Annotated in this window: 24 protein-coding genes; 10 read left to right on the top strand and 14 right to left on the bottom strand. The window is 31.3% G+C overall.

Annotated elements, in window-relative coordinates:
• Positions 1 to 60: 60 nt before the first annotated feature.
• Both OGZ34_RS04920 and OGZ34_RS04915 read right to left on the bottom strand, forming a co-directional pair.
• Complete coding sequence (locus tag OGZ34_RS04920; protein WP_173968129.1) at positions 61 to 756, bottom strand: ABC transporter ATP-binding protein; 696 nt, start codon at positions 754 to 756, stop codon at positions 61 to 63.
• Positions 757 to 855: 99 nt separating this feature from the next.
• Positions 856 to 2,316 carry a DUF5687 family protein gene (locus OGZ34_RS04915; RefSeq protein WP_173968130.1) on the bottom strand — a complete coding sequence of 487 codons (1,461 nt, stop codon included), beginning with the start codon at positions 2,314 to 2,316 and terminating at the stop codon, positions 856 to 858.
• A gap of 127 nt (positions 2,317 to 2,443) precedes the next feature.
• Here OGZ34_RS04915 and OGZ34_RS04910 point away from each other — a divergent pair, with 127 nt between their 5' ends.
• From OGZ34_RS04910 to OGZ34_RS04900, 3 genes are all read left to right on the top strand, one after another.
• Complete coding sequence (locus tag OGZ34_RS04910; RefSeq protein WP_173968131.1) at positions 2,444 to 3,496, top strand: ferredoxin--NADP reductase; 1,053 nt, start codon at positions 2,444 to 2,446, stop codon at positions 3,494 to 3,496.
• Between the two features lie 121 nt (positions 3,497 to 3,617).
• A complete protein-coding gene (locus tag OGZ34_RS04905; protein ID WP_263362310.1) occupies positions 3,618 to 3,926 on the top strand; it encodes a hypothetical protein in 309 nt (102 codons plus the stop codon).
• Positions 3,927 to 4,075: 149 nt separating this feature from the next.
• Entirely contained in the window at positions 4,076 to 4,489 is a 414-nt protein-coding gene (locus OGZ34_RS04900) for a hypothetical protein (RefSeq protein WP_263362309.1), read from the top strand.
• Here OGZ34_RS04900 and OGZ34_RS04895 read toward each other — a convergent pair.
• Both OGZ34_RS04895 and OGZ34_RS04890 read right to left on the bottom strand, forming a co-directional pair.
• Complete coding sequence (locus OGZ34_RS04895; protein WP_263362308.1) at positions 4,478 to 5,485, bottom strand: glycosyltransferase family 9 protein; 1,008 nt, start codon at positions 5,483 to 5,485, stop codon at positions 4,478 to 4,480. The two genes, OGZ34_RS04900 and OGZ34_RS04895, sit on opposite strands and share 12 nt — an antisense overlap.
• A 40-nt stretch (positions 5,486 to 5,525) precedes the next feature.
• Positions 5,526 to 6,131 (bottom strand): DUF4254 domain-containing protein, encoded by a 606-nt coding sequence (locus tag OGZ34_RS04890; RefSeq protein WP_173968135.1) that lies wholly within the window; start codon positions 6,129 to 6,131, stop codon positions 5,526 to 5,528.
• Between the two features lie 111 nt (positions 6,132 to 6,242).
• Here OGZ34_RS04890 and upp point away from each other — a divergent pair, with 111 nt between their 5' ends.
• The gene (gene upp / locus OGZ34_RS04885; protein ID WP_173968136.1) at positions 6,243 to 6,896 is read left to right on the top strand and encodes a uracil phosphoribosyltransferase; all 654 of its coding nucleotides are present in this window, start codon (positions 6,243 to 6,245) and stop codon (positions 6,894 to 6,896) included.
• Here upp and OGZ34_RS04880 read toward each other — a convergent pair.
• Positions 6,891 to 7,820 carry a DUF6427 family protein gene (locus OGZ34_RS04880; protein ID WP_173968137.1) on the bottom strand — a complete coding sequence of 310 codons (930 nt, stop codon included), beginning with the start codon at positions 7,818 to 7,820 and terminating at the stop codon, positions 6,891 to 6,893. The genes upp and OGZ34_RS04880 overlap by 6 nt on opposite strands.
• 140 nt (positions 7,821 to 7,960) lie before the next feature.
• Between OGZ34_RS04880 and OGZ34_RS04875 the strand changes: the two genes are divergently transcribed.
• Complete coding sequence (locus OGZ34_RS04875) at positions 7,961 to 8,191, top strand: DUF6341 family protein (protein ID WP_017496855.1); 231 nt, start codon at positions 7,961 to 7,963, stop codon at positions 8,189 to 8,191.
• On the opposite strand, the gene purD is transcribed toward OGZ34_RS04875, so the two are convergent.
• Positions 8,183 to 9,457, bottom strand: coding sequence for a phosphoribosylamine--glycine ligase (purD, locus tag OGZ34_RS04870; protein ID WP_173968138.1), 1,275 nt, complete (start codon positions 9,455 to 9,457; stop codon positions 8,183 to 8,185). The two genes, OGZ34_RS04875 and purD, sit on opposite strands and share 9 nt — an antisense overlap.
• A gap of 134 nt (positions 9,458 to 9,591) precedes the next feature.
• Between purD and OGZ34_RS04865 the strand changes: the two genes are divergently transcribed.
• From OGZ34_RS04865 to OGZ34_RS04850, 4 genes are all read left to right on the top strand, one after another.
• On the top strand, positions 9,592 to 10,902 hold the full coding sequence (locus tag OGZ34_RS04865; protein WP_263362307.1) for a phenylacetate--CoA ligase family protein: 1,311 nt from the start codon (positions 9,592 to 9,594) through the stop codon (positions 10,900 to 10,902).
• A gap of 43 nt (positions 10,903 to 10,945) precedes the next feature.
• The gene (locus tag OGZ34_RS04860; RefSeq protein WP_263362306.1) at positions 10,946 to 11,476 is read left to right on the top strand and encodes an ORF6N domain-containing protein; all 531 of its coding nucleotides are present in this window, start codon (positions 10,946 to 10,948) and stop codon (positions 11,474 to 11,476) included.
• Positions 11,477 to 11,593: 117 nt separating this feature from the next.
• Positions 11,594 to 12,682: a non-hydrolyzing UDP-N-acetylglucosamine 2-epimerase gene (gene wecB / locus OGZ34_RS04855; protein WP_263362305.1), complete on the top strand. Its 1,089-nt coding sequence runs from the start codon at positions 11,594 to 11,596 to the stop codon at positions 12,680 to 12,682.
• Positions 12,682 to 13,869 (top strand): glycosyltransferase family 4 protein, encoded by a 1,188-nt coding sequence (locus OGZ34_RS04850; protein WP_263362304.1) that lies wholly within the window; start codon positions 12,682 to 12,684, stop codon positions 13,867 to 13,869. The genes wecB and OGZ34_RS04850 overlap by 1 nt, the downstream gene beginning before the upstream one ends.
• A gap of 55 nt (positions 13,870 to 13,924) precedes the next feature.
• Here the strand turns inward: OGZ34_RS04850 and OGZ34_RS04845 are convergent, their stop codons facing one another.
• Genes OGZ34_RS04845 through OGZ34_RS04835 form a run of 3 tightly spaced genes read right to left on the bottom strand, consistent with a single transcriptional unit; the run spans position 13,925 to position 17,275 of the window.
• Positions 13,925 to 14,908 (bottom strand): UDP-glucuronic acid decarboxylase family protein, encoded by a 984-nt coding sequence (locus OGZ34_RS04845; RefSeq protein ID WP_042564890.1) that lies wholly within the window; start codon positions 14,906 to 14,908, stop codon positions 13,925 to 13,927.
• A complete protein-coding gene (locus tag OGZ34_RS04840) occupies positions 14,905 to 16,227 on the bottom strand; it encodes an O-antigen ligase family protein (RefSeq protein WP_263362303.1) in 1,323 nt (440 codons plus the stop codon). Before OGZ34_RS04840 ends, OGZ34_RS04845 begins: the two co-directional genes overlap by 4 nt.
• A complete protein-coding gene (locus OGZ34_RS04835) occupies positions 16,187 to 17,275 on the bottom strand; it encodes a DUF1972 domain-containing protein (RefSeq protein WP_173968144.1) in 1,089 nt (362 codons plus the stop codon). The genes OGZ34_RS04840 and OGZ34_RS04835 overlap by 41 nt, the downstream gene beginning before the upstream one ends.
• 138 nt (positions 17,276 to 17,413) lie before the next feature.
• On the opposite strand from OGZ34_RS04835, the gene OGZ34_RS04830 reads away from it, so the two are divergent.
• Positions 17,414 to 18,190, top strand: coding sequence for a 2OG-Fe(II) oxygenase (locus tag OGZ34_RS04830; RefSeq protein ID WP_173968145.1), 777 nt, complete (start codon positions 17,414 to 17,416; stop codon positions 18,188 to 18,190).
• Positions 18,191 to 18,207: 17 nt separating this feature from the next.
• Here OGZ34_RS04830 and OGZ34_RS04825 read toward each other — a convergent pair whose 3' ends face one another.
• The 5 genes from OGZ34_RS04825 to OGZ34_RS04805 form a co-directional block, all read right to left on the bottom strand.
• Positions 18,208 to 19,320, bottom strand: a complete 1,113-nt coding sequence (locus OGZ34_RS04825) for a glycosyltransferase family 4 protein (protein WP_263362302.1) — start codon at positions 19,318 to 19,320, stop codon at positions 18,208 to 18,210.
• Complete coding sequence (locus OGZ34_RS04820; RefSeq protein WP_263362301.1) at positions 19,310 to 20,572, bottom strand: hypothetical protein; 1,263 nt, start codon at positions 20,570 to 20,572, stop codon at positions 19,310 to 19,312. The genes OGZ34_RS04825 and OGZ34_RS04820 overlap by 11 nt, the downstream gene beginning before the upstream one ends.
• A gap of 2 nt (positions 20,573 to 20,574) precedes the next feature.
• The gene (locus OGZ34_RS04815; RefSeq protein WP_263362300.1) at positions 20,575 to 21,843 is read right to left on the bottom strand and encodes an oligosaccharide flippase family protein; all 1,269 of its coding nucleotides are present in this window, start codon (positions 21,841 to 21,843) and stop codon (positions 20,575 to 20,577) included.
• A 126-nt stretch (positions 21,844 to 21,969) separates the two neighbouring features.
• Positions 21,970 to 22,518 carry a hypothetical protein gene (locus OGZ34_RS04810; protein WP_173968149.1) on the bottom strand — a complete coding sequence of 183 codons (549 nt, stop codon included), beginning with the start codon at positions 22,516 to 22,518 and terminating at the stop codon, positions 21,970 to 21,972.
• Between the two features lie 95 nt (positions 22,519 to 22,613).
• On the bottom strand, positions 22,614 to 23,600 hold the full coding sequence (locus tag OGZ34_RS04805) for a hypothetical protein (RefSeq protein WP_173968150.1): 987 nt from the start codon (positions 23,598 to 23,600) through the stop codon (positions 22,614 to 22,616).
• Positions 23,601 to 23,606 lie beyond the last annotated feature (6 nt).

Genomic DNA, 23,606 nt, shown 5'->3' with positions numbered 1-23,606 from the left:
TAAAAAGGATTTTTAGTATATTGACTTGTAAAAATACGCTTCTTTTTGAAATATAGAAACTTATACAGCAAAAAACGATTCCAGTTCTTGTAAGGTTTCTTCTGAAGTCTGAATATCCTTGACCACTTCACCTTTGTTTAATGCTACAATTCGATCACAAACCTCTACTGTATGCTGCAAATCATGGCTGGAAACCAGCACTGTAACATTTGGATTATCAGCCAGATCTTTAATGATCTTTTTTAATCGGCTCACAGTTGTCGGATCTAAATTGGCAAAAGGCTCATCTAAAATAACTACTTCAGGATTTCCAATAAGTGTTGCGATAATACCCACTTTCTTCTGATTTCCTTTAGATAAATCTCTCAGGTATTTTTTATTGTTCAGGATTTCTCCGTTAAAAAACTCTTCGTGCTCTAACAGCAAAGCATCAATATCTGCTTTATTCTGATGGCGCAAATCTCCGATAAAATAAAAATATTCCTCTGGAGTCAAATATCCAATCAGGAAACTTTCATCTAAAAATGATCCTGTAAAAGATTTCCAGTTTTCGCTTGTATTTACCTGAATATCATTATTTTTTATATTCCCTGTAGTAGGTTGAATCAAATCCAATAATAAGCTGAAAAAAGTAGTTTTCCCTGCTCCGTTGTTTCCCACCAATCCGAAGCTCTGCCCTTTTGGAATTTCTAGATTGTTAATGTTTAAAACTGTTATTTCGTTATATTTTTTTGAAAGTTGATTTACTTGTATCATTTTTGAAAGTTTAATTGTTGATTTGTTTAATCGTTAATTTAATTGGTTTTCAATTATATGCGATCAATTTTCTAATTGACACATTTTCTAATTAACTAATTAGTTTTTTTGTTTATAAGCGCTTATCGTACTGTACTTCTCTACTTTATATCTTTTTTCGATAAGAGAAAAAACCTTGTCTTTAAAAACAAAGCCTAAAACTCCGGCACCTGCCACAAGTGCTAATCCGATGGTTTTGTTTCCTAAATAGAGTCCGATCGCATAAAGTCCTAAAGGCAATAATATCTTAGGTAACGTTAACAGCATGGCATTAACATTAAATGCTTTTTTATCTCCAAAAGCCCCTCCTGCCGAACTTAGATCGATTGGTGTTTTTGTGAAAGCACCGCCCAAAAGTACCAGATGAGAATTGACTCCTATGTTATAAATAGCGCCAACAACAACGGTTAAATAAATTTCCCATCCAAAGAAAAGGTAGAAAGAAGAAAGTATGGTCGATATAAAAGTAGCAATCACAATCAGCCACCATTTTGACGTAATATAACCGCGATACGGAATGTTTTGTGTCATCATTAGCTGGTAATACGAACTGTCCCAACTAGGTACAAACTGACCAAAGACAAACAAAAAGCCACCCGAAACAAATATTCCGGCAAAGATATTCATCACTTCCGGCTGCTGTTTGTTTCCGAAAAAGATTAATCCGTAGAACAAAAAGAAAAAACTCATTAGTATAGTCGTTTTTGACCTTTTATTTCTCTTAATTAATTTGATATCATTTTTAAGAAAAGTTCCCAAAGTTCCAAATTGATTCAGCCAGGAAAGATTTTCAGTCGTCGCAATGTCTTCTTTTTTAGAAAGCCCGGCATCTAAAAACAAATTATTCTTGAAGTACTTGAATGTAAACAGATAAAGTCCAACTAAGATTAAAACAGGAATCAAAAACACTCCTTTGACAGCATAAAATCCTTGGAAAACTGGTGTTGTAAAAAGGGTAATATCAAAGAGTTTATAATATTGCGCTGCTGCTAAAACAATAATTGCTCCAACAAAAACAACAAACAACTTATCAATATTACTTAAAATAATATTCAAAAAATTGTTGATATAGATTAAGGAGAACGCAGCTAAAAACCAAAAGACAACCCCCAAAGGATCATAACCTTCCAGAACTAGCACAATTGAAAAAGGAATAAAAAAGAGCGCATGAACCCAATTAAAAAAAGACAAAGCTGTTTTGCCTAATGAAAAATGGACGATGGTTGGTTTTTTGAAAGGTAAAATCAACAAGGGTTTGATGTTCAACACAGGAATTGCCTGCATCAATAAACGAATGACCAGGTCGAAAAGAAAATAATAAATCAAAAATTGATTGACGGTCACTAATGGTTCAAGATTCATTTTTTTTAGAATATAAAATGCCCCTACTCCTGCTCCGACAAAAAGCAACGAAAAATAGACCATTAAAAACCCTATTAAAACTTTCATCACGACACTTGTGCCAAATGATGCAGATCTAACAAAGGCTTTCCATTCCAGATAAATAAACTTTTTAATCATGGTTAATTGTTTTGAGTTTCTTAGTATGTGATCAAATGTAAGAAAACGTTACAAAAAAAGTTAAAAATAATAACTTAGTGCCTGTGAATTAACCATCGTTTGCTACTTTTGCATAAAAAATACAATCATGCCTTCATTCTTAAAACTAATAATTAAAGAGGTAAAACGTGAAACTGCCGATGCTGTTTCTGTACTTTTTAATGTTCCCGAAGAACTAAAACCGGATTATAAATTTATAGCCGGACAATACATAAATTTAAAATTAACTCTTGACAATCAAGAGATTCGTCGTGCTTATTCGATTTGTTCTGCACCGGAAAGCGGTGAATTACGCATTGCGGTAAAAGCAGTAAAAAATGGTTTGTTTTCTCAATTTGCCAATACTAGACTTAAGGCCGGAGATGTTCTTGAAGTAGGTCATCCGGAAGGAAAATTTACTTTTGAACCGGATGCTGAAAGACAAAAAAACTATGCCGCTTTTGCAGCGGGAAGTGGAATTACTCCTGTTCTTTCTATTATAAAATCGGTTTTAAAAAGTGAACCAAAAAGTTCATTTGTATTGGTTTATGGAAATAAAACTCCAGACGAAACTATTTTTTATCAGGAATTACACGATTTGCAATTGCAATATGTAGGTCGCTTTTTTGTGCATTATGTTTTCAGTCAGGCTAAAGCCGAAAATGCTTTGTTTGGCAGAATCGATAAATCAGCAGTAAATTTTGTTCTAAATAACAAACACAAAGAACTGCAATTTGATAAATTTTTCCTTTGCGGTCCGGAGGAAATGATCGATACGGTTTCCGGAATTCTGAAAGAGAAAAATGTAAAAGAATCCGCTATTAAGTTTGAACTTTTTACTTCTTCTACACAGGAAAATAAAATTAATACCTCGTTAGAAGGACATACCAAAATTACTGTTTTAGTAGATGATGATGAAGTTTCATTCGAAATGTCTCAAAAACAAACGATCCTTGACGCGGCTTTAAAACAAGGTATCGACGCTCCATACTCTTGTCAGGGTGGAATTTGCAGCAGCTGTCTGGCTCGTGTAACTTCCGGAAGCGCAGAAATGACTAAAAACTCGATTTTAACCGATAAGGAAATCGCTTCAGGTTTAATTTTAACCTGTCAGGCACATCCAACTTCAGAGTCTATTTATGTAGATTATGATGATGTTTAGACATTAAAATCTCAAAATATTTAAATTCCAAATTCCAAACTTACAATTGGGATTTGGAATTTTTTTTTACAATTATTAGCAATCTTTGTAAAATTGGAATTTGAAACTAAAAATTTACGCCATGAAATCTGTACAGGAAATTTTTAAAAATAGAGAATATCTTTTAGAGCAACCTGAAGTTGAAAAACTTGTGGAATACTGTGAAGAACTTCAGGATGAACTTATAGAGTTTAAATTTCAGAAGACAAACAATAAAGAACTCGCCATGCTGGATATGCTTAAAGAAGTTATTAAAGGCTGCAATGCTATCGAAAAAGAACAAATGGAACATGAACGATTTGGTTATGAAGCGCCAAATTATCAAGCCACGATTTCGAATCTAAAAAGTTATATTTATAGCAGATCTCGGGATGAGAAAATTTGGCTATAACTGCAATTACAATAAAGCAGATTATTTTCTAAAATATTGCTGAATTTTTATTACATTAGGGGTAAAATTAAAGTAATCGCAATCTCGTATTCTTCTGGAGATTTGTAGAGCTAAATCAAATTTGTCAACACGTTTAAATATTAAATATTATGACAATACATCACTTCCTTCGTTTATCATTTATAGCACTTTTTGTAATAACAGCTCTTTCTTGTATTTACTTTATCATTAAAAAGCAACAAAATAAAAAAGCTCCTAAATTACTTACCAAAGAAAAATACAGTGCAACAATGATTGGTAAAATGACTGAAATAAAGGCTTCAGATAAAAATAATTTTAATATCTGGCCTTATATCAGCAAATTAAAAGCCGCTAAAGTACTATCGAGCAAAGTTAAAGAATCTCAATTGGTGCATAAAATCTACAGAAATTCAACGGAAGATTTTGAACACATTTTGTTGTCTACCGAAGAAGAGAATCATTTTGTTGTAATTGTTGCTAATAAAAGCAAAAAGAAAACAATTGGGTATTTTTTCTACGATTTAAATGGATTATATGCTTAACTGAATCTTCTCCACTACTTCTTTTGGAGAAATCGATCTCATAGCGTCTTCATAACCCTCAACGATTTTGTTTCCATAAACAGATGTTGGTAATTTTGGATATTGATTTCTATCTGAAACCAGAGCATTTTCCATTGTTTGTCCGAATGGTAAAAATCCTGCATACGGATGTGTAGCCCCCCAAAGTGTAATTACTTTCACTCCCAGCATTGCAGCAATATGGGCGTTTCCGGAATCCATAGATAGCATGACATCCAAATTACTAATGAGTTGTAATTCCTGCTGAAATTTAATTTTTCCAGCCATATTAATTACATTTTCAAATGGTTCTGAAAGGGAATCCAGAATTTCAATTTCTTTCTTTCCTCCTCCAAAAAGTAAAATTTTACAGGATTTATTCTCTGCCAATTTTGCAATTACTTCCTGCATTAGATCTTGGGAATAGACTTTAGAATCGTATTGGGCAAAAGGTGCAATCCCAATTAATTTATGGCTTTGGTTACCAATTATTTCTAAAATATCTGAGCTTAATATTGCTTTTTTCGGATACTCCGGATTCGATAAATCTAAAGGAAAACCAAGTTTTTCAAAGACTTTTGCGTGTCTTTCGAACATGGTTGGCAACTGCTTAAAAATTTTATTCTCGGCACGCGTTAGTTCTTTTTTACCGTCACGGCCTTTATCAACTGTTGCTCTTTTTTTTCCGCTTAAAACGAAAAGAAGACTTACAATTTTAGATCTCAGAACGTTATGAAGATCTGCAAAAGCATCAATTTTAAGTTTTTTTACGTCAGCGTACAATCTTAAAAGCCCTGCAAATCCTTTGTGGCGTTCTTTTTCGTCAAAAGCAAAAAAATCAAGATTAGGAATTCCTTCAAAAAAGGGTTTAAAAAACGGACGCGATATTACAGTGATTTTAACGGTTGGATACTGTTTTACAAAAGCGCGCAAAACAGGAACCGTCATGGCGACATCTCCCATTGCGGATAGTCTCATGACGGCTATATGCTTTATTCTATTGGACAACTCTGCCAAATTATTTTTTGTTTTGGTATAAAACGGGATTCAATTCGTCGTCATTGTACATTTTCATTTGTTTGTACACTTTCATGAATTTATCTCCATTTTCAATATCAGTCAATAGATCATCAATCGCAGTAGACAAATCGCTTCTTTGCTCTAAAAGCACATTTAATTTCTCCTGACATTTATCTCTGTGTTCTTGTGAAGCTTCAGCACGAGTGGCTTCTTCATGCATGTGATAAATTTTTAAAGCTAAAATAGACAATCGGTCAAAAGCCCATGCCGGACTTTCAGAATTGATTTTTGCGCCATCTTTTACTTTTACATCACTGTATTTTTGCAAAAAGTAGCTGTCGATGTATTCAACCATATCTGTACGTTCCTGGTTTGAGGCATCGATTCTTCTTTTTAGAGTCAGAGCAGCTACCGGATCGATTTTCGGATCACGAATAATATCTTCAAAATGCCATTGAACAGTGTCAATCCAGTTTTTTAAATACAATAAATGCTCAAACTTATCCTTTGGGTAAGGATTGTTTATAGGTTGATCAACATTATCAAATTGGTGATAATCTTTGATACTTTGTTCGAAAACAGAATATGCTAATTTTGAAAACATGTCTTTATTTATTAGAGACACAAAGATACTTTTTATACTTTTATGGTGTGAAGAAAACGATTAATTTTTCGTTATTGCACTACAATATATCCATAATTCTAAAATTTCATTATGAAAATTCATTATATCTCCAAAAACAACAGTGTCTTAAATCATTTTTTGGGCCAAATCAGAAATGTAAATGTTCAGAACGACAGTATGCGTTTTCGAAGAAATATTGAAAGAATTGGCGAAATTATGGCTTATGAACTGAGCAAGGATCTTGCTTATAAAAATGTCGAAATTCAAACTCCGTTAGGCATTAAAGAAACTACCGAAATAGAAAGTGATTTGGTTTTATGTTCTATTTTAAGAGCCGGTTTACCGTTGCATAATGGTTTTCTAAATTACTTTGACCATGCCGAAAACAGCTTTGTTTCGGCCTGTAGGTATCATCCAAATAACGATGCTGAATTTGAAATCCGGGTTGAATATCAAGCGGTTTCAAACATAAACGACAAAACGGTTTTACTTCTTGATCCAATGCTGGCAACAGGTCAGTCTATTGTTGCAGTTCACGAAAAACTCATTCAAAATGCAACTCCAAAAGAAATTCATATTGTAGTGGTTATCGCAGCACCAGAAGGCGTTGCTTTTCTTGAGGAAAATCTTCCTGAAAACTGTCATTTATGGGTCGCTTCTTTAGACGAAAAGCTAAATGAAAAGAACTACATTGTTCCGGGGCTTGGTGATGCAGGCGATCTTGCTTACGGAAGTAAATTATAACTGAGAGAAAAATGTAAATAAACTACACAAAATCAACACGTAAAATACAATTTCGTTATTCAATTTTTGTTGCATATACTCTACATGACTTGCTGCCATGATGGTCAAAGGTGCAATACTAAAAAAGAGTAAATCGTTACTTTTATCTGTTGAAAGAATGTACACAAAGGCCGCAATAAAAAAACATGCTACTACTTTTTTGTATGAAGAATGTAGTATTTGCGGTCGATTAGACAACGTCATCAGCATCGAAACTACAAAAAATAAAGATACAGCCACATAGATTGAAAGTGCTCCGTTTTCGTAATTGCTCTTGAAATAATCAATATTAAAATCGATTACAGCACGTTTCTGAAAAAACTCAGTTATATCAATATGGAAGATTAAGGAGATCAATAAAAAGATTATCGATACCGCAATAAGCGCTATAAATGGTAAAATCCAGTTTCTATAATCTCTCGAAACATGAAAAACGATGGAGATAAAAACTAAAATCAGAAAGAGAATACACCAAAATTGAAATAAAGAAGCTATTAAAATCCAAAATGAAGCATCAAATATTTTTTCTTTTGAAGCTTTTAAAGATTGCAGCGAAATCAATCTTCGAAGTGCCAGCAGTACAAAAAAGTTCGCATATATTACATTAGCATTGTTAAATATCGTGGGGAAAAACAATAGAAACAATAAGTAAAAAAATATCGCGTATCCATTGTCTTTACTAAGTCCGTTCTTTTTTACGATAAAATTAATCAGGAAAAAAGACGCCAAAATAAAGCACAACAAACTCACTTTTTGGAACGCCAAAAAATAAGAACTCACCCATGATGGTTCCTGAATTTGAAAAAGAAAAAAGAAAACCAGTATCAAAATTACGACCAATGAATAATTTAATGGCGTAGATTTTTTAAAAACACTTGTTATCATAAGGATATTTTATACTTTTGTGATTGTAAATATAATACTTGTTTAAAAAGGAAAACCAACAAGTTGAAAAAAGATTCTACTACTAGACTTCTGGTTTCAATGCGTTACACAACAATAAATAACATATAATTTTATAAATTATGACAGCTTTTTTTGAAGGAATACAGTACTTATTCGTTAACATTTTATTCGCTCCACTTGATTTTTTACGTCGTTTGGAACTTGTTACCTGGTTTGGTGCTAATACTATTAACTGGATTTTTATGATCATCTGTTCATGCGCAATCGTTTATTGGATCAAACAATTACGCATTTTTGATGACGCCGGAACTGAAAACCAAGATACTACAGCTCACTCTTTTTTAAAGTAAGTCGAAGCCAATATCTTTTCTAAAATACATCTTATCAAAATTTAGTTTATCTATATTTTGGTAAGATTTTTTTATGGCCTGCTGGAAATCGTCTCCATAAGATGTTACGGTTAGTACACGTCCTCCGTTACTAACGATGTTCTCGCCTTCTAATTTTGTTCCTGCATGAAAAACAATAGAATCGGTAATGTTTTCTAAACCTGTAATTACTTTTCCTTTTTCAAAATCTTCCGGATATCCGCCAGAAACCACCATAATAGTAGTCGCACTTCTTGGATCTACCTGTAATTCGAATGAATCTAATTTTTGATTGGCCACTGCAAGAAACAATTCGACTAAATCTGATTCTAATCTTGGCACTACAACTTCAGTCTCAGGATCTCCCATTCTTACATTGTACTCAATAACGATTGGTTCGTTTTTTACATTGATCAGACCAATAAATACAAATCCTTTATATTCGATTCCATCTTTCTGGAAACCTTCAATGGTTGGTTTTACGATACGTGTTTCAATTTTTTCCATCAAAACAGCATCAACATAAGGAACCGGAGAAACAGCTCCCATTCCACCTGTATTTAAACCTGTATCACCTTCGCCAATACGTTTGTAATCTTTTGCCGTTGGCAAAATTTTATAACTTTTCCCGTCAGTCAGAACAAAACAGCTTAATTCTATTCCGTCCAAAAATTCTTCGATAACTACTTTTGAACTTGCTGCTCCAAATTTTTCGTGAACCAGCATGTTTCTTAATTCTGTTTTAGCTTCTTCTAAATCCTGAATAATCAAAACTCCTTTTCCTGCGGCCAAACCATCTGCTTTTAAAACATAGGGAGGCTGTAATGTTTCTAAGAAAGCACATCCATTCTCTACTGTTTCAGCCGTAAAACTGTCGTAAGCAGCAGTTGGAATATTATGTTTCATTAAAAACTCTTTGGCAAATTCTTTACTTCCTTCTAACTGAGCTCCCAATTTTGATGGCCCAATAACCGGAATATGCTGTAAACTCTCGTCGTTTTTAAAATAATCGTAAATCCCTTTTACCAAAGGATCTTCTGGTCCTACGACCACCATTTTTACATTTTCCTTAATTACAAATGCTTTGATCGCATCAAAATCTGTTGGAGACATTGCGACGTTTGTAGCAATTGCTGCCGTTCCTGCATTTCCTGGTGCAACAAAAAGTTTTTCGCAAAGCGGACTCTGAGTCATTTTCCACGCAAAAGCATGCTCTCTTCCGCCGGATCCCAATAGTAAAATTGTCATGGTATAGTTGTATTTAGTTGTGGTGCAAAAATAATTGCTTTTGTACGTAAAAAATAATTAAATCTTAAAAAGTTGTTGATTCTTCTCTGTTACTAATTCGATAGTATTATTTTTGGCAAAAATTAATACTTCAAATGATTTCTCTTTTTGATATTTCGCTGCAATTAAATGGTTTTCCGATAAAGAAAGCCAAAGCCGAATTGGATGAAATCAAGAATTTATCAGAAAAGAAATATGCTCGTTTTCTTCAGAATAAAAAAGAAGAAATTGTCACTTTTCATCTGAAAAACAACTCTTTCTATAAAGAATTAGTTGGTGATACAAACGAATTGAAATGGGAAAGCTTACCCGTTTTAAACAAACAAAATTTACAAAAACCGCTCGAAGAAAGACTCTCAAAAGGTTATTCCAGAAAAAACATATACCTCAACAAAACATCCGGATCCAGTGGTACCCCTTTTGTTTTTGCTAAAGATAAATATTGCCATGCCTTAACCTGGACTTCTATTTTTATGCGTTTCGGCTGGTACCATATCGATTTTAATCACTCGTATCAGGCTCGTTTTTATGGTATTCCGATGGATTTTATTGGATATCATAAAGAACGGATCAAGGATTTTTTGACGCATCGTTTTCGCTTTCCGGTTTTTGATTTATCCGATGCTGTTCTTGAAAAATTTCTCCGAAAGTTTAAAACTAAAAAATTCGATTATATCAACGGTTATACGAGTTCAATCGTTTTGTTTGCCAAATACTTAGAACAAAATAATCTTATTTTAAAAGAAATTTGCCCCACGTTAAAAGCCTGTTTTGTTACTTCGGAAATGCTTTTTGAATCGGATAAAAAGCTCTTGCAGAGACAATTCGGAATTCCTGTTATTAATGAATATGGCGCTTCAGAATTGGATTTGATTGCTTTTGAAAACTTAAATGGTGATTGGCAAGTAAATGCAGAAACGCTGTTTGTTGAAATTTTAGACGAAAACAATCAGGTTTTGCCTTACGGTAACAAAGGTCGAATTGTGATTACCTCTTTATTCAACAAAGCGCATCCATTTATTCGATATGATGTTGGTGATATTGGAATTTTAGACGAAAAAAGTACACCTCAAAAACCTATTCTAAAAAAACTGATTGGAAGAACCAACGACATTGCAATTCTGCCAAGCGGAAAAAAATCACCTGGTCTAACCTTTTATTATGTAACCAAAAGCATTATTGAAGATGACGGAAATGTTAAAGAATTTATTATCAAACAAATGCAATTAGACTCTTTTGAAATTGAGTATGTAAGTGATATTGAATTAAATGCAACTCAAATTCAAAAAATAGAAAAGGCAATTGCTGTGTATTTAGAACCCAATTTAAATTTTAGTTTTACCCGAAAAAAGGTTCTTGAAAGAAGCAATAGTGGAAAGTTAAAACAATTCAAATCTTTTATTTAACATAAATAAAATCTTACATTTGTTTTTTTTTAATTAAAAGCTTATGCAGGATCAATCGTTACTTTCAGAAGAAACTATTTCTAATAAAATATATTACATCCGTAATCAAAAAATAATGCTTGATCGTGATTTGGCATTGCTTTATGAAATAGAAAATAGAGTTTTAAATCAGTCTGTAAAAAGAAATTTATCGAGATTTCCCGAAGATTTCATGTTTCAACTTACTGAAAACGAATATCTTTCTTTAAGATCACAAATTGTGATCTTAAAGAAAGGGCGAGGAGAACATCAAAAATATCTACCCTTTGCTTTTACAGAACACGGTGTCTTAATGTTATCAAGTATATTAAAAAGTGATAAAGCAATTCAAACCAATATTCAGATCATGCGCATTTTCACGAAAGTGAGACAAATGCTACTGGATACAACTGAAATAAAAGTTGATATTCTACAAATTCAAAAGAAGTTAGAAAATCATGACAAGAATATTGAATTGGTTTTTTCCTATTTAGATGAATTGACAGAGAAAAAAGAAAATGAAAGTGAAAGAGTAAAAATTGGATATAAAAAATAGTTCATTAATTCTCCAAAATCACACTTAGATATTGAAGAAAGTCTTTCAATCGACAAAGAATTCAATTTAAACTTTACTTTTGCCAAAAGAACGTTTTAAAAAGAATTCACTCAACCTATGAAAATCACCCTAATCGCAGGTGCAAGACCTAATTTTATAAAAATAGCTCCCCTCATTAATGCTATACAAAACAAACAAAATGAAGGTTTTGATGTTTCGTTTCGATTGGTTCATACAGGTCAGCATTACGATAAAAACTTAAGTGATACTTTTTTTGAAGAATTAAATATTCCAAAACCAAATGTAAATCTGGAAGTGAAAAGTGGTTCTCAAGCCGAACAAACTGCCGCAATTATGATTGCTTTTGAGAAAGAATTACTTCAAAATCCTACTGATTTGGTTTTAGTTGTTGGTGATGTAAACTCCACTATGGCGTGCTCGATTGTGGCCAAAAAATGCAATACCAAGGTAGCGCATGTTGAAGCGGGAATTCGTTCCGGAGATTTAACAATGCCGGAAGAAATCAATAGGATACTGACGGATAGTATTACCGATTACTTTTTTACAACCTCAACTTCAGCCTCAGAAAATTTATTAAAATTAGGATCTGATCCTGAAAATATACATTTCGTAGGAAATGTTATGATTGATACTTTGTGCCAAAACATCAATAGAATTTCTGCGCCGAATTTTTGGGAAGAACATCAGCTTAGTGAAAAAAACTATATCGTTCTAACCTTGCACCGCCCCGCAAATGTCGACGAGGTTTCTTCTCTTATTGCTTTGCTTCAAGGAATTGATGATTTGGTAACTAACAAAAAAATACTATTTCCTATTCATCCCAGAACGCAGGCTATTTTGGGAGAAAATGCAATTTCTTTTAAAAACATCATTTTTGTTGCACCGCAAAGCTATCTGAATTTCATGTATTTAATAAAAAACAGTTTTGCAGTTATTACCGATAGCGGCGGTATTTCTGAAGAAACAACTGTAATGGGAATTCCTTGCTTTACAATGCGAAATAATACAGAGCGTCCTGAAACAGAAACCATTGGATCTAACACTATTGTGGGAACATCCTTAGAAAATTTACAAAAGGTATTTCATTCCTTCTTAAAAAATGGTCCTCGAAAAAGTGGCATTCCTGAATTATGGGATGGAAAAGCCTCTGAGCGAATTGTTACAATTTTACTGGATAAAAACTAATGAAGGATATTCTGATTATATCAAACTATTATCCACCCGAAAAAGGTGCTGCAGCCAATAGAATAGAACAACTGGCTTTAAAATTAAATCAAAACGGATATGAAGTTTCGGTAATTTCTCCTCTTCCAAATTATCCCAAAGGTGAATTATTTCCGGAATACAAAGGTCGATTTTCTGTAACAGAGAAGATTCAGAATATTACATTAAAACGTCTTTGGATTTATCCAAGTAACAGTCCGAATATCTTTAAACGAATTGTTTCGACGCTCTCCTTTTCAACTACTTTATTTTTCTATTTGTTATTTGCCAAAACTCCTAAAAAAGTTATCGTGCAATCACCTCCATTGTTGCTCTCTTTTATTTCGGTTTTCGTGCTTTGGCTGAAACGTAAAACCATTATTTTGAATGTTTCAGATCTTTGGCCTACCGCTGCTATCGAATTACAGGTACTCAAGAAAAACAGTATTTCGCACAAGATATTGCTTTTTATAGAACGATTTATTTACCAAAAAGCCACACACATTTTTGGGCAATCTAATGAAATCATTACTCATATTCATTCGATCTTTCCTAAAAAGAAATACTTTTTGTATCGCAATTATCCGGATCATTTTATTGAAGATTTCCTCGAAGAAAAAAACAATTCCAGCGAACCTATTAAACTATTCTATGCCGGATTATTAGGCGTAGCGCAAGGAGTTTTCGAACTTATTCAGCAATTGCATTTAGAAAATGGCAACATCGAACTGCATATTTTTGGTGATGGTGCCGAGAAGACTCAGATTGTGAATTACCTCAACCAGAATCCAACTAAAAAAATTGTTTTTCACGGAATGTTAGAACGCAATGTTTTGCATGAAACTTTGAAAAATTTAGATATTGCCCTTGTTCCGCTCAAGACAAGGATTTACGGCTCTGTTCCTTCCAAAATATTTGAATATAGTGCTTTAGGATTTCCAATACTTTACTATGGAGGAGGCGAAGGAGAAAATATTGTAGAAGAGAATAACCTTGGTTGGGTAGTTCCCGTTGAAGATTTCCAACAATTAAATACAACTTTAGGAACAATATCGACATTAGATAAAGCAGAAATTCAGAAGATGAAAAAGGTTATTTTTCTTCATGCCAAAAAACATTTTAATTTGGACCAGCAAATGAAGGAACTCATCGAAAAGAATGCTTTTTAAGTAACTTAATAAAAACGGGCAATTATTTCCAGAATAATTGCCCGTTTAAATTTTCTTATTTGATATAGTTCGAAAAATCTTTGTGTTCTTCTTTTGAAAGCTCTTCTTTTGAAAGTGATCTGAAATAATCATACGTAATTTTCATTCCTTCAGAACGGCTTACTTTTGCTTCCCAACCCAATAACTCTTTCGCTTTTGTGGTATCTGGCTGGCGTTGTAACGGATCATTTATGGGTAATGGATGGTAGACTACCTTTTGATTGGTTCCTGTTAATTTAATGATCTCTTCTGCAAAATCCTTAATCGTAATCTCATCCGGATTTCCAATATTAACCGGATATACATAATCCGAATGCAGCAGTCTGAAAATACCTTCGACCTGATCGTCTACATAGCAGAAAGAACGTGTTTGCATTCCGTCTCCGAAAATAGTTAGATCTTCCCCACGTAATGCCTGTCCGATAAAGGCTGGGATTACACGTCCGTCGTTCAGGCGCATTCTTGGACCGTAGGTATTAAAGATACGCACGATTCTGGTTTCTACACCGTGAAAAGTATGATAGGCCATTGTGATCGATTCCTGAAAGCGTTTTGCTTCATCATATACCCCGCGTGGTCCAATTGTATTTACATTTCCATAATATTCTTCTGTTTGTGGGTGAACCAATGGATCTCCGTAAACTTCAGATGTGGAAGCGATCAAAATTCTAGCTTTTTTTACACGAGCTAATCCTAATAAATTATGTGTTCCAAGAGATCCTACTTTTAACGTCTGAATTGGAATTTTTAAATAATCTATAGGACTTGCCGGTGAAGCAAAATGTAGAATATAATCTAAATCACCCGGAATGTGTACAAACTTGGTAATATCATGATGGTAAAACTCGAAATGTTCTAACTTGAATAAATGTTCTATGTTTTTAAGATCTCCCGTAATCAAATTATCCATTCCGATAACATAGTATCCTTCTTTGATAAAACGATCACATAAATGCGATCCCAGAAATCCAGCCGCTCCTGTAATAAGTATTCTTTTCATTTCAATATTTTCTGTTCATTAGAATCATTTGCTACATTAAACATGCAGTAAAGAATTATAAAGAAGATTATTCCTCTTTGTCTACTCAAAAAAGATTCGGTCAAAAATAAGACTATCATTGTTACTGAAAAAGCAATATGTATAAAATCTTTATTTATAATTCCTTTTCTAATTGTGACCACTAGCATACTTATCACTAATAAAAAACCAAATACACCTAATTCTGAAAATATTTGAATGTATTCATTATGAAAATTAAACTCCCCATAATCTGGATATAAATTATGTTCTTTTACTTTTTCTTTTATTTTATTCTGTGACGCATCTAATCCAAATCCTGTAAAAAAAATATTCTCTTCCTGTAGCATTTCTTTAAAAATTCTAATTTGAAAGAATCTAAAAGCTGCTCCCGGAAAAAAGTCATTCTGCTGAAATTTATCCTGGCTCCAGGCTTGTTTTAAACTAATATTATAAATTGGCCCTTGATTGTCTTCCGTCGTTTTCTTTAAAGAACTATCGACAAGTATTGTTTCAAACTCAATCATAAATCTGTCTCTGACTGGCTTAATAAAAATTACAGCACTAATAGATACAATAACTACTGTTGAAAGGATTAATCTTTTTATTCTTCTGGAAACAGTAGAAAAAAAGAAATAATAAATAATTATCATAGCCAAATCAACGATAATAATATTCTTAGATGACAATAAAAATATTAAAACTATAAGAATAGAGAATCCTGTTTTATCAACAATTGATTTTTCTTTTTTAGCAAGCAAACAGAACATGGCTAAAGAAGCAAAAACTGCCACATAAATGGCATTTACTTCTAAAGTGACTAACTCATGATAGAAAAACACCTTTTTATTTCCGGAAGCTACGAATTTTACAATCGCCTTTAATAAATAGAAAATGGCGAAAACAACCATTGCAAAACTGTAGTAATTTAACACCTTTTTTACTTGATTACGAGTTATTTTTGGTAATCCGCAAAAAGCTAAAGGAATCAACAAAAACAATACTTCTTTTTGTAATCCTTTAATTGTTTGTTTACTTTCTATTGTCCAAAAAAGCGACATAAGCATCAAAGCATACAGTAGCATGGGAAGTAACAAAACTTTTGGTATTGAAAAATCTTCTTTTTTGGATTTAACAAGAGTAAAAATCAGAAAAATAACACCGGTTAAACTTCCAATTATATACTTCATTGGAAGTGTAATCAACATTGCTGTTAGAAGATAAACCAACAATGTTTTGTTCTGCCATAATTCATCAATTTTATTGAAGACTTTTTTCGAATAACCTGAGGTACGATTCATTTATTTTATTCCAATTAAATTCTTGAATTATAGTGTTAAAATTATCGCGAACGATTTGTTCATGATCTTTTCTTTTTATGGTTTCAATAAGTTTTTTAACTTCTGTTGCATTTAAAAAATAGAATGCATTTTTTTCTAAAATAGCGCGATTAAATTCGTTATTATGTGCTACAATTAATGCCTTTGTTGCCATTGCCTCCAATAAAGAAGGATTTGTTCCTCCTACTGAATGTCCGTGAAAATAAAGATTCGAAAAATATCTTAGATTGTCTAAATGCTCTTTATTATAAATTCCTCCCGTAAATCTTATATTTTTATTTTTTGAAAATTTCTTTTTAAGATAATTTCCAAAAGTATTATTGCTATTTCCTATAACCAATATTACTTTATCATCATTACTTTCCGCAATTCCATCCAAAATTACCTCGATATTATTTTCGGGCTCAAAACGCGCTATTAGTAGGTTGTAGTTGTATTTTTCGACATTATATTGTGAAAGTAAATCTTCTTTTGGCTCATAAAATGGTTCCGCTCCATAAGCAATATAAACTGCTTCTTTATTATATTTCTCTTCTAAATATTGTTTAATTCCAAGCGAATCTGCAATCAAATGATCACTACTTTTGACTGCTTTTTTCTCAGCAAATTTTAAAAATTTTTGGGTTGTTTTAGAATATTTACTTCTCTTCCATTCTAATCCATCCATGTTAGTAATGATGGTTGATTTTTTTGGTAAAAGAAACGACCATATAGAACTGCTTGTGTAACCCAATTGCAGAATGATATCGAAATTTCTTTTTCTTGAATCCAAAATACAGTTCAAATCATAAATAAATTGTCCTGCAGAGCCTATTTTATCCTCCGGGTCATATTGATGAATAATGTTCACGCCCATGTAAGATGTCTCCTGAAAAACATGATTCTGTGAATTATAAACATAAACATCATGTTTCTGTTGTACTAAATAAACTGCAAAACACTCTGCAAATTGCTCAAATCCACCATAATTATTAGGGATCCCTCTGGTACCAAGAATGGCTATTTTCATCTAAATTTTATCAATCAGGATCCAAAAATAATGATTTTAAAAGTTCTTAAAAATTTAATTAGAACAAATTCAATTTTAATTTATGAATATTTAATTTAATTTCTACATTTGTTTCAAAGCGCTTATAACAATATTTTTATGATTAATTTTGAATATCTGGAAAACCATTTAGACGATCTGCGTTTAAAGTACTTAACTGCCAGTCCATTTCCGCATTTAATAATTGATGGTTTTTGCGAAGAAGAAAAATTGATAAAAGCCTATAAAAGCATTCCTGAACTCAATAATAAGAGTCGCGATTATTCATTTGCAAATAATAAATTTGAAAAATCAAATTATAAGGAATTAGGTGTTGAACTACACGAATTATATGATGATCTCTCGTCTGAACGATTCAATAAAATCATATCTCATATAACCTCAAAGTCAATTTTTGTTGATCCAAAAAATCACGGTGGAGGATTACATCAGGGTAAGAAAAATAGTTTTTTGGATATGCACCTGGACTTTAATTATCATCCTATTAACAAAGACTGGTACAGAGAACTAAATTTGCTTTTGTACTTAAATAAAGATTGGAAACCGGAATATAAAGGAGGCTTAAAAATAAGTGATTTAAGGACAGAAGAAGAAGCCGAGCTTGATGTTCCTTTTAATCGTTTAATTATTCAACAATGTGCACCCTACACGCTTCATGGATATGATATGACAAACTTTCCTGAGGGAAGTTTTAGAACATCTGTTGCAACCTATGCTTATCAAATACATAAAAAACAAATTGAAAAACCAAGAACAACAGACTGGTTTCCAAAAGAAGATGCCTCATTTTTTAAAAAACAATTTGCTAAAAATTATAATTTTTTAGTAAAAACAAAAAATAAATTGTTTGGAAGTAATACGGCAAAAAATCAATAACAAATTTCTTTAGACTTTTAATTTTGTTTTATAAGCTGATATAATACTGCTGCTGATTTTTTCCAACTGTATGTTTCTTTAATTTTTTGCGACATTAACTCAAAATCTGAATCTCGGTTTTCTTCTAAGATCTGAAGTAGTTTTTTATTGAATTCAACCTGGTTATAGGGATCAAAATAAAACTCTTTAAAAAAACTAAAATCTGACATTGCCGTTTTATCTGAGCAAATTGTTGGAATTTTAGCCGCAACAGACTCTAGGGGCGGAATTCCAAAACCTTCAGCAATTGAAGGATAAACAGATGCATTGGCTCCTCTTAGAAACAACAACATGGTCTGAAAATCGGTATTTTTCAAAGTAATTACCTGCTTTTTTATTTGAGAATCTATCTGATCAAAAACTTCATTATATTCAGGATTGAAAATAGTATCGTTTCCTAAAAAAAGAAGTTGATACTTTTTATATAATTCTAAATCAACAAAAGCCTTTAAAACCATTTGCTGATTCTTTCTTGGCTCCCATCTACTTACATAAATAATATATTCTTTAAGAGAGAACTCTTTCGTCACCTTTGCTTTAATCGATTCTTTGTCGTATTCTTCAAAAAAAGCATTATCAATAGCATTGGGTGTAATCTCATAATTAGAAAATCCAAAATGCTGTTGAATTTTCTCTTTAGAGTATTGTGAAACTGTTAATCTAATATCCGCCCATTTAGCACTTTGTTTATATAGTAAAGTATTTATTATTTTACTGAAAAATGGAAAATATTGCGGAAAATCAATAAATAACACGTCATGGGTTGTGACGATGTATTTACATCTTTTAAATGGGGAAACAGTATACTGAAAATGTGCAAAATCAATTTTATTTTTTTTAATAATTTTCGGTATATCAATTAGTAACCTCAAATATTTGTTTTGGTATTTATACTTTACATAGGTAACATTTGAATGATTCCCGAAAATCGATTCTAAATTTTGCGGATTGTTTGAAGCCAAAAAAAAATGAAGCTCTTTCTTCCTTATTAACTCAGAATATAATCCCTGAATATAAGTTCTTGTTCCTTGAAAACCACCATCAAAAACATGACAATCAACAAAAATAAAAGTTGAATTTTTACTCCTCATTTTCTATTCTATTTTGACTATTATACTCTCTAACAATAATTTCTCTAAGAGCAATCAGGAATCCGATTATTATTGATTTATTATCTAATTTTAAATACAACCCCAAGAATACCCAGTTTGAAACGATCAGAAAAACACTCGAGCCAATTAATAAATAATTAATGGCTTGCACAGCTTCGATATCAGATTTTTTTTGTCTGTACAAAGCAATCAAAAAAACAAGAAGCAATAAAACACCCAATAATCCAGATTTTAAAAACACTGTCATATAGCCATTATGGACAATTGGAATATACTGAACATATTCGTGATCGTTAGTCCAGACTTTTCTACCCAAATTAAGCGTTGATCCCAAACCTTCGCCAAAAAAAACGGCTCTTTTTCCTTTGTCTGAAACTTGTTTAACAGCAATTATATTTTCAAACGATCTGTAATTATCATTAAAATCTTTCCAATCTTCTTTGTCGATTCGTGTTTTAAAAGCCTCTTGAGGGGCAATTTTAATTTTATATAAAAAAGCTTGTATCCCTTTCCCTTCTCTTTTTGGATTAATGTAAACAATCGCTGTATACCCAATAACAGTACCTAGTAATACAAATAAAATTACTCTTAAAGATTTCTTGTTAAAAATCAAATATCCTTTTAAACCGACATATAAGATTATAAACTGAATCAGATTTGTTCTTGCTAAATATAGAAAGCTCGATAGACCTATTATTGACATTAATATTAGTCTCTGCCTCTTTGAAATTTCTAACTCCAGATTTTTATAAAAAATAAGTATGATTAATACATAGATCTCATAATCACTAAAATAGCCTCCATGTTCTCTTAAAAGATTAACACTTAAAGTTCTAAACTCAATAACCGTAAAAAACAGCATTGCCAGGTGCATTAACGAAATCGCTAATCCGGTATAAACTATAACTTTTAACGCTAATTTACTACTAAATCTACACAGTTGATAGCCTACTAATAATCCTAAAATGGGTTTAAATAAATATGTAAAATCTCTAACGAATAAAAAAACAGTTGTTTTACTGAATAAAGTAGAAACAATTGCAACTAAAAGTATTAAGAGAAAAATGAAACAATACTTAATTATTGTAACAGAGTATTTTCTTTTTATTGTTGCCAGTAAAGTTAAAGTCCAAACCGCAAAAGTGAGTTCATAATTTGCAAACAAAGAAACTCCAATACAAAGCAAAAATAAAATCTGATAAGGAAAACTTTTATAAATAGTGATATTCATGATTACTTGCTTAATCTAATTACTGGTTTTAAAACAATATAATATAAAACTATCACCATTATTTCTATGATAATCGTGGCAATAAAAGCACCTTGCAGTCCAATATTTTTTACTAATAAAAAGAATACCAACAAGCTAAAAATAGAAGAACCAATTGTTATGTTTATATATGCCTTATTGCTGTCTAATGCAAAAATCAGCTGCTTTAAAGCAATAGAAATTGTCATAAATACCGGGATAATCAAACCTAACCTAAAAAAGAATGTCATCGAATCCAATTCATTTAAAGCAATATTAAAATATAATAAAATTTGCTCTGTGAAAATAAATGCTATGGCCACTAATACTAGTACAAACAAGTAATTTAGACCATTGTAATTTAACCAGTGCAAAATTCCGTTTTTTAAATTTTTATGTATCTGCAAACAAACATCAGCATATATAAAATTGAAAAACATTTGCAAATAGGTTCTGAAAGTCATAATAATTTGATCTATAATTCTATATTGTCCCGCCATACTATTTCCTCCTACATAACTAATTATCATTATAGGCAAATATTGGTAAAATGAAAGGAATAGTTGTGAAAAGGTCAGAGAAAATTCCTCTCTTAATAAATATAACGCATCCTTTGTAGCATTTTGATAGAATCGCAAATCGTATTTTTTTATCAGACTAATTAATCCTATTAAACTCGAAATTATCAACCCTACTCCCAAGTAAGCATTTGCATAAATATAATCATCCTTTTTACTGATAAAAATAAAAATACCAGCCACATAAATTACTTTAGAAATAATGTTAATAAAAGAAATCCATTTGTAGTTTTCCAAACCCTGAAAAATCCATGTTGGATTTATTAATTGACCAATTACATACAAAAAACTAAAAAAGAAAAGAGCTTGTTCTTTATTAAAAAAAGGCACAAAATAAATAAGCAAAAAAGCCAGAAATAGTAAGATTACAATCAAAAACAGTTTCATTACATAGATAGAAACTATTTTTCTTTTAATAATCTCAGGATTGTTCCTATTGATCGATATTTCTTTAGTTCCGTTAATATAAGATCCATAGTCAACCAAAACATTAAATATTAAAGCAAACGAAAACCCAACTCCAATCTTTCCCAACCCTTCTTTTTCACAAATAGTAACCAAATAAGGCATTACCAAAATTGGGCTAACCAGATTAACAATCTGACCAATTCCATAAATAACAAAATTTTTAATTCTATTATTTTGAAATACATTTAGGTGTTTTGATTTAAGCAAGATAATAGGGTTTGTTTATAAATACAGTATAAGACTTTAAGGTTTATTCTAAAATGATAAAATTCAATATTAGGAACTTAAGATAAAAAAAGCCACAAATTGTGGCTTTTAAACAATGTAAAATAATTATTTTACAATTAATTGAATTTGATCGTAAAGTGCTTTTTCTGAATAAAACAACGGATCATATTTTCCATCCTTAGATTTGATGTTTTGTATAATCGAATTCTTTTTGTCAAGAACTTTTATACATTCATTTGGAATAAAATAGTTAAAAAATAGTGAGTCTTTCGCTTCAAAACTTTTACTATAGTACTTCATTTTAAAATTTTTAATAATGATTTCCTTTTGTCCTTCGTTTGTTCCAAAATCAATTCTGATATAGTTCGGAATTGCATCTTCAGGCAAATTAAAAACGATATCTTGTGGATTATCATTAGCTTTTACGGCCATCCAAACAGAATTTTCTTCTTTAAAAGGTACCTCATATTCATCCTCACTATAATACAGCTGAAAATTATCATCAGTTTTTACTGTTGCGGTTAAGGTTACTTGAAAATTATTCTTTTTTGTTTCAACTTCAATTGGTTTGACCTCGTCTTTACTTACTTCTTTCTTACAGGAAGTAAAAGATACTAATAAAATCAAACTTGCAAAAATTAGTTTTGTTCTCATTATTAAAATTTTTCGGCTAAATTAGTTTTTTAAACTCAAAAAAAAAATGCTCAACCTAAACTCATAATATTACGTTTTAGGTAGTCATTAAAATATTAATTATTTTTCTCTAAAATCAACTTTTGTTTTCTGTAAAAAGATTTAAAAGATTTTAATAAAATATAAATAAAAATAAACAATAAAGGTAATATTAACTTCTTGTTTCCATAAAGTAAACCTGTTTTTTCGATATTTAACGTTGTACTGATATCTTTAACAATTTTATCATATCCTATTAATTCAATTTTATAATTTCCTTGCTCATTGACTAAATCTCCCTTAGTTTTAATAACATCGTTAAGCTGTGTATTGTCGTTAAAATAGACCAACTTGTCACTTTTTTGAGAGCTATTCAGGTTCGAAGAAAACCCTTGTAATACACCATTAATTTGAGAAATAGTCGTGTCATTTTGTGTCATTTTCTCTTTGACATTAATCAGTTTTGCTTCCTGGATTTTTTTGTAATATTCTGTTTCATTTAAAAAATTCAGAAGAGACTTTGTAATTTTATCGCCATTCAGATCATCTGTGGCAACCGAAATTCTGTGATATCGATAATTTTTACTTGTCAAATTATCCTCAATAATTTTTTTAATATCACCATTATCAGCCATCAACTTAATTAATTCAAAATTTTCCGGCTTATTTTCTATCAATTTATATATATCAGTAATCGGTTTGATTTCAATAAATTTAAGACTTTTTGGTTGTTTAACTCCAACGGTTTCTTTCAAAAAAAGCGTGTCGTTTTCTTTTATTTTAGAATTGATTAAATCAATTTTTGCATACAAATAATCCGTACTACCAAAATTTGGAGCCACAATAATTTCATGCTCATACCTTTTTTGAGTATTGTCTAAAAACATTCCCAAACCAAATCCCACCAAAACTAAAATTAAAACAATGACCCAATTTCTAATAAAAAACTGGATTCCCCTGAAGATAGATGCATTGATTCCCTGAAAAAAATTATTGATTTTTTTTGAAACCAGGGCTAAATCAATTTCCTGATCGGCATTATTTTGGGGTATTTTTGTACTCATTTATGT

It is taken from the genome of Flavobacterium collinsii, from assembly GCF_946903285.1.
In the GTDB taxonomy this organism is placed as follows: domain Bacteria; phylum Bacteroidota; class Bacteroidia; order Flavobacteriales; family Flavobacteriaceae; genus Flavobacterium; species Flavobacterium collinsii.
Note: the sequence above shows the minus strand (reverse complement) of the source record. Positions and strands in the feature narration are given on the sequence as shown.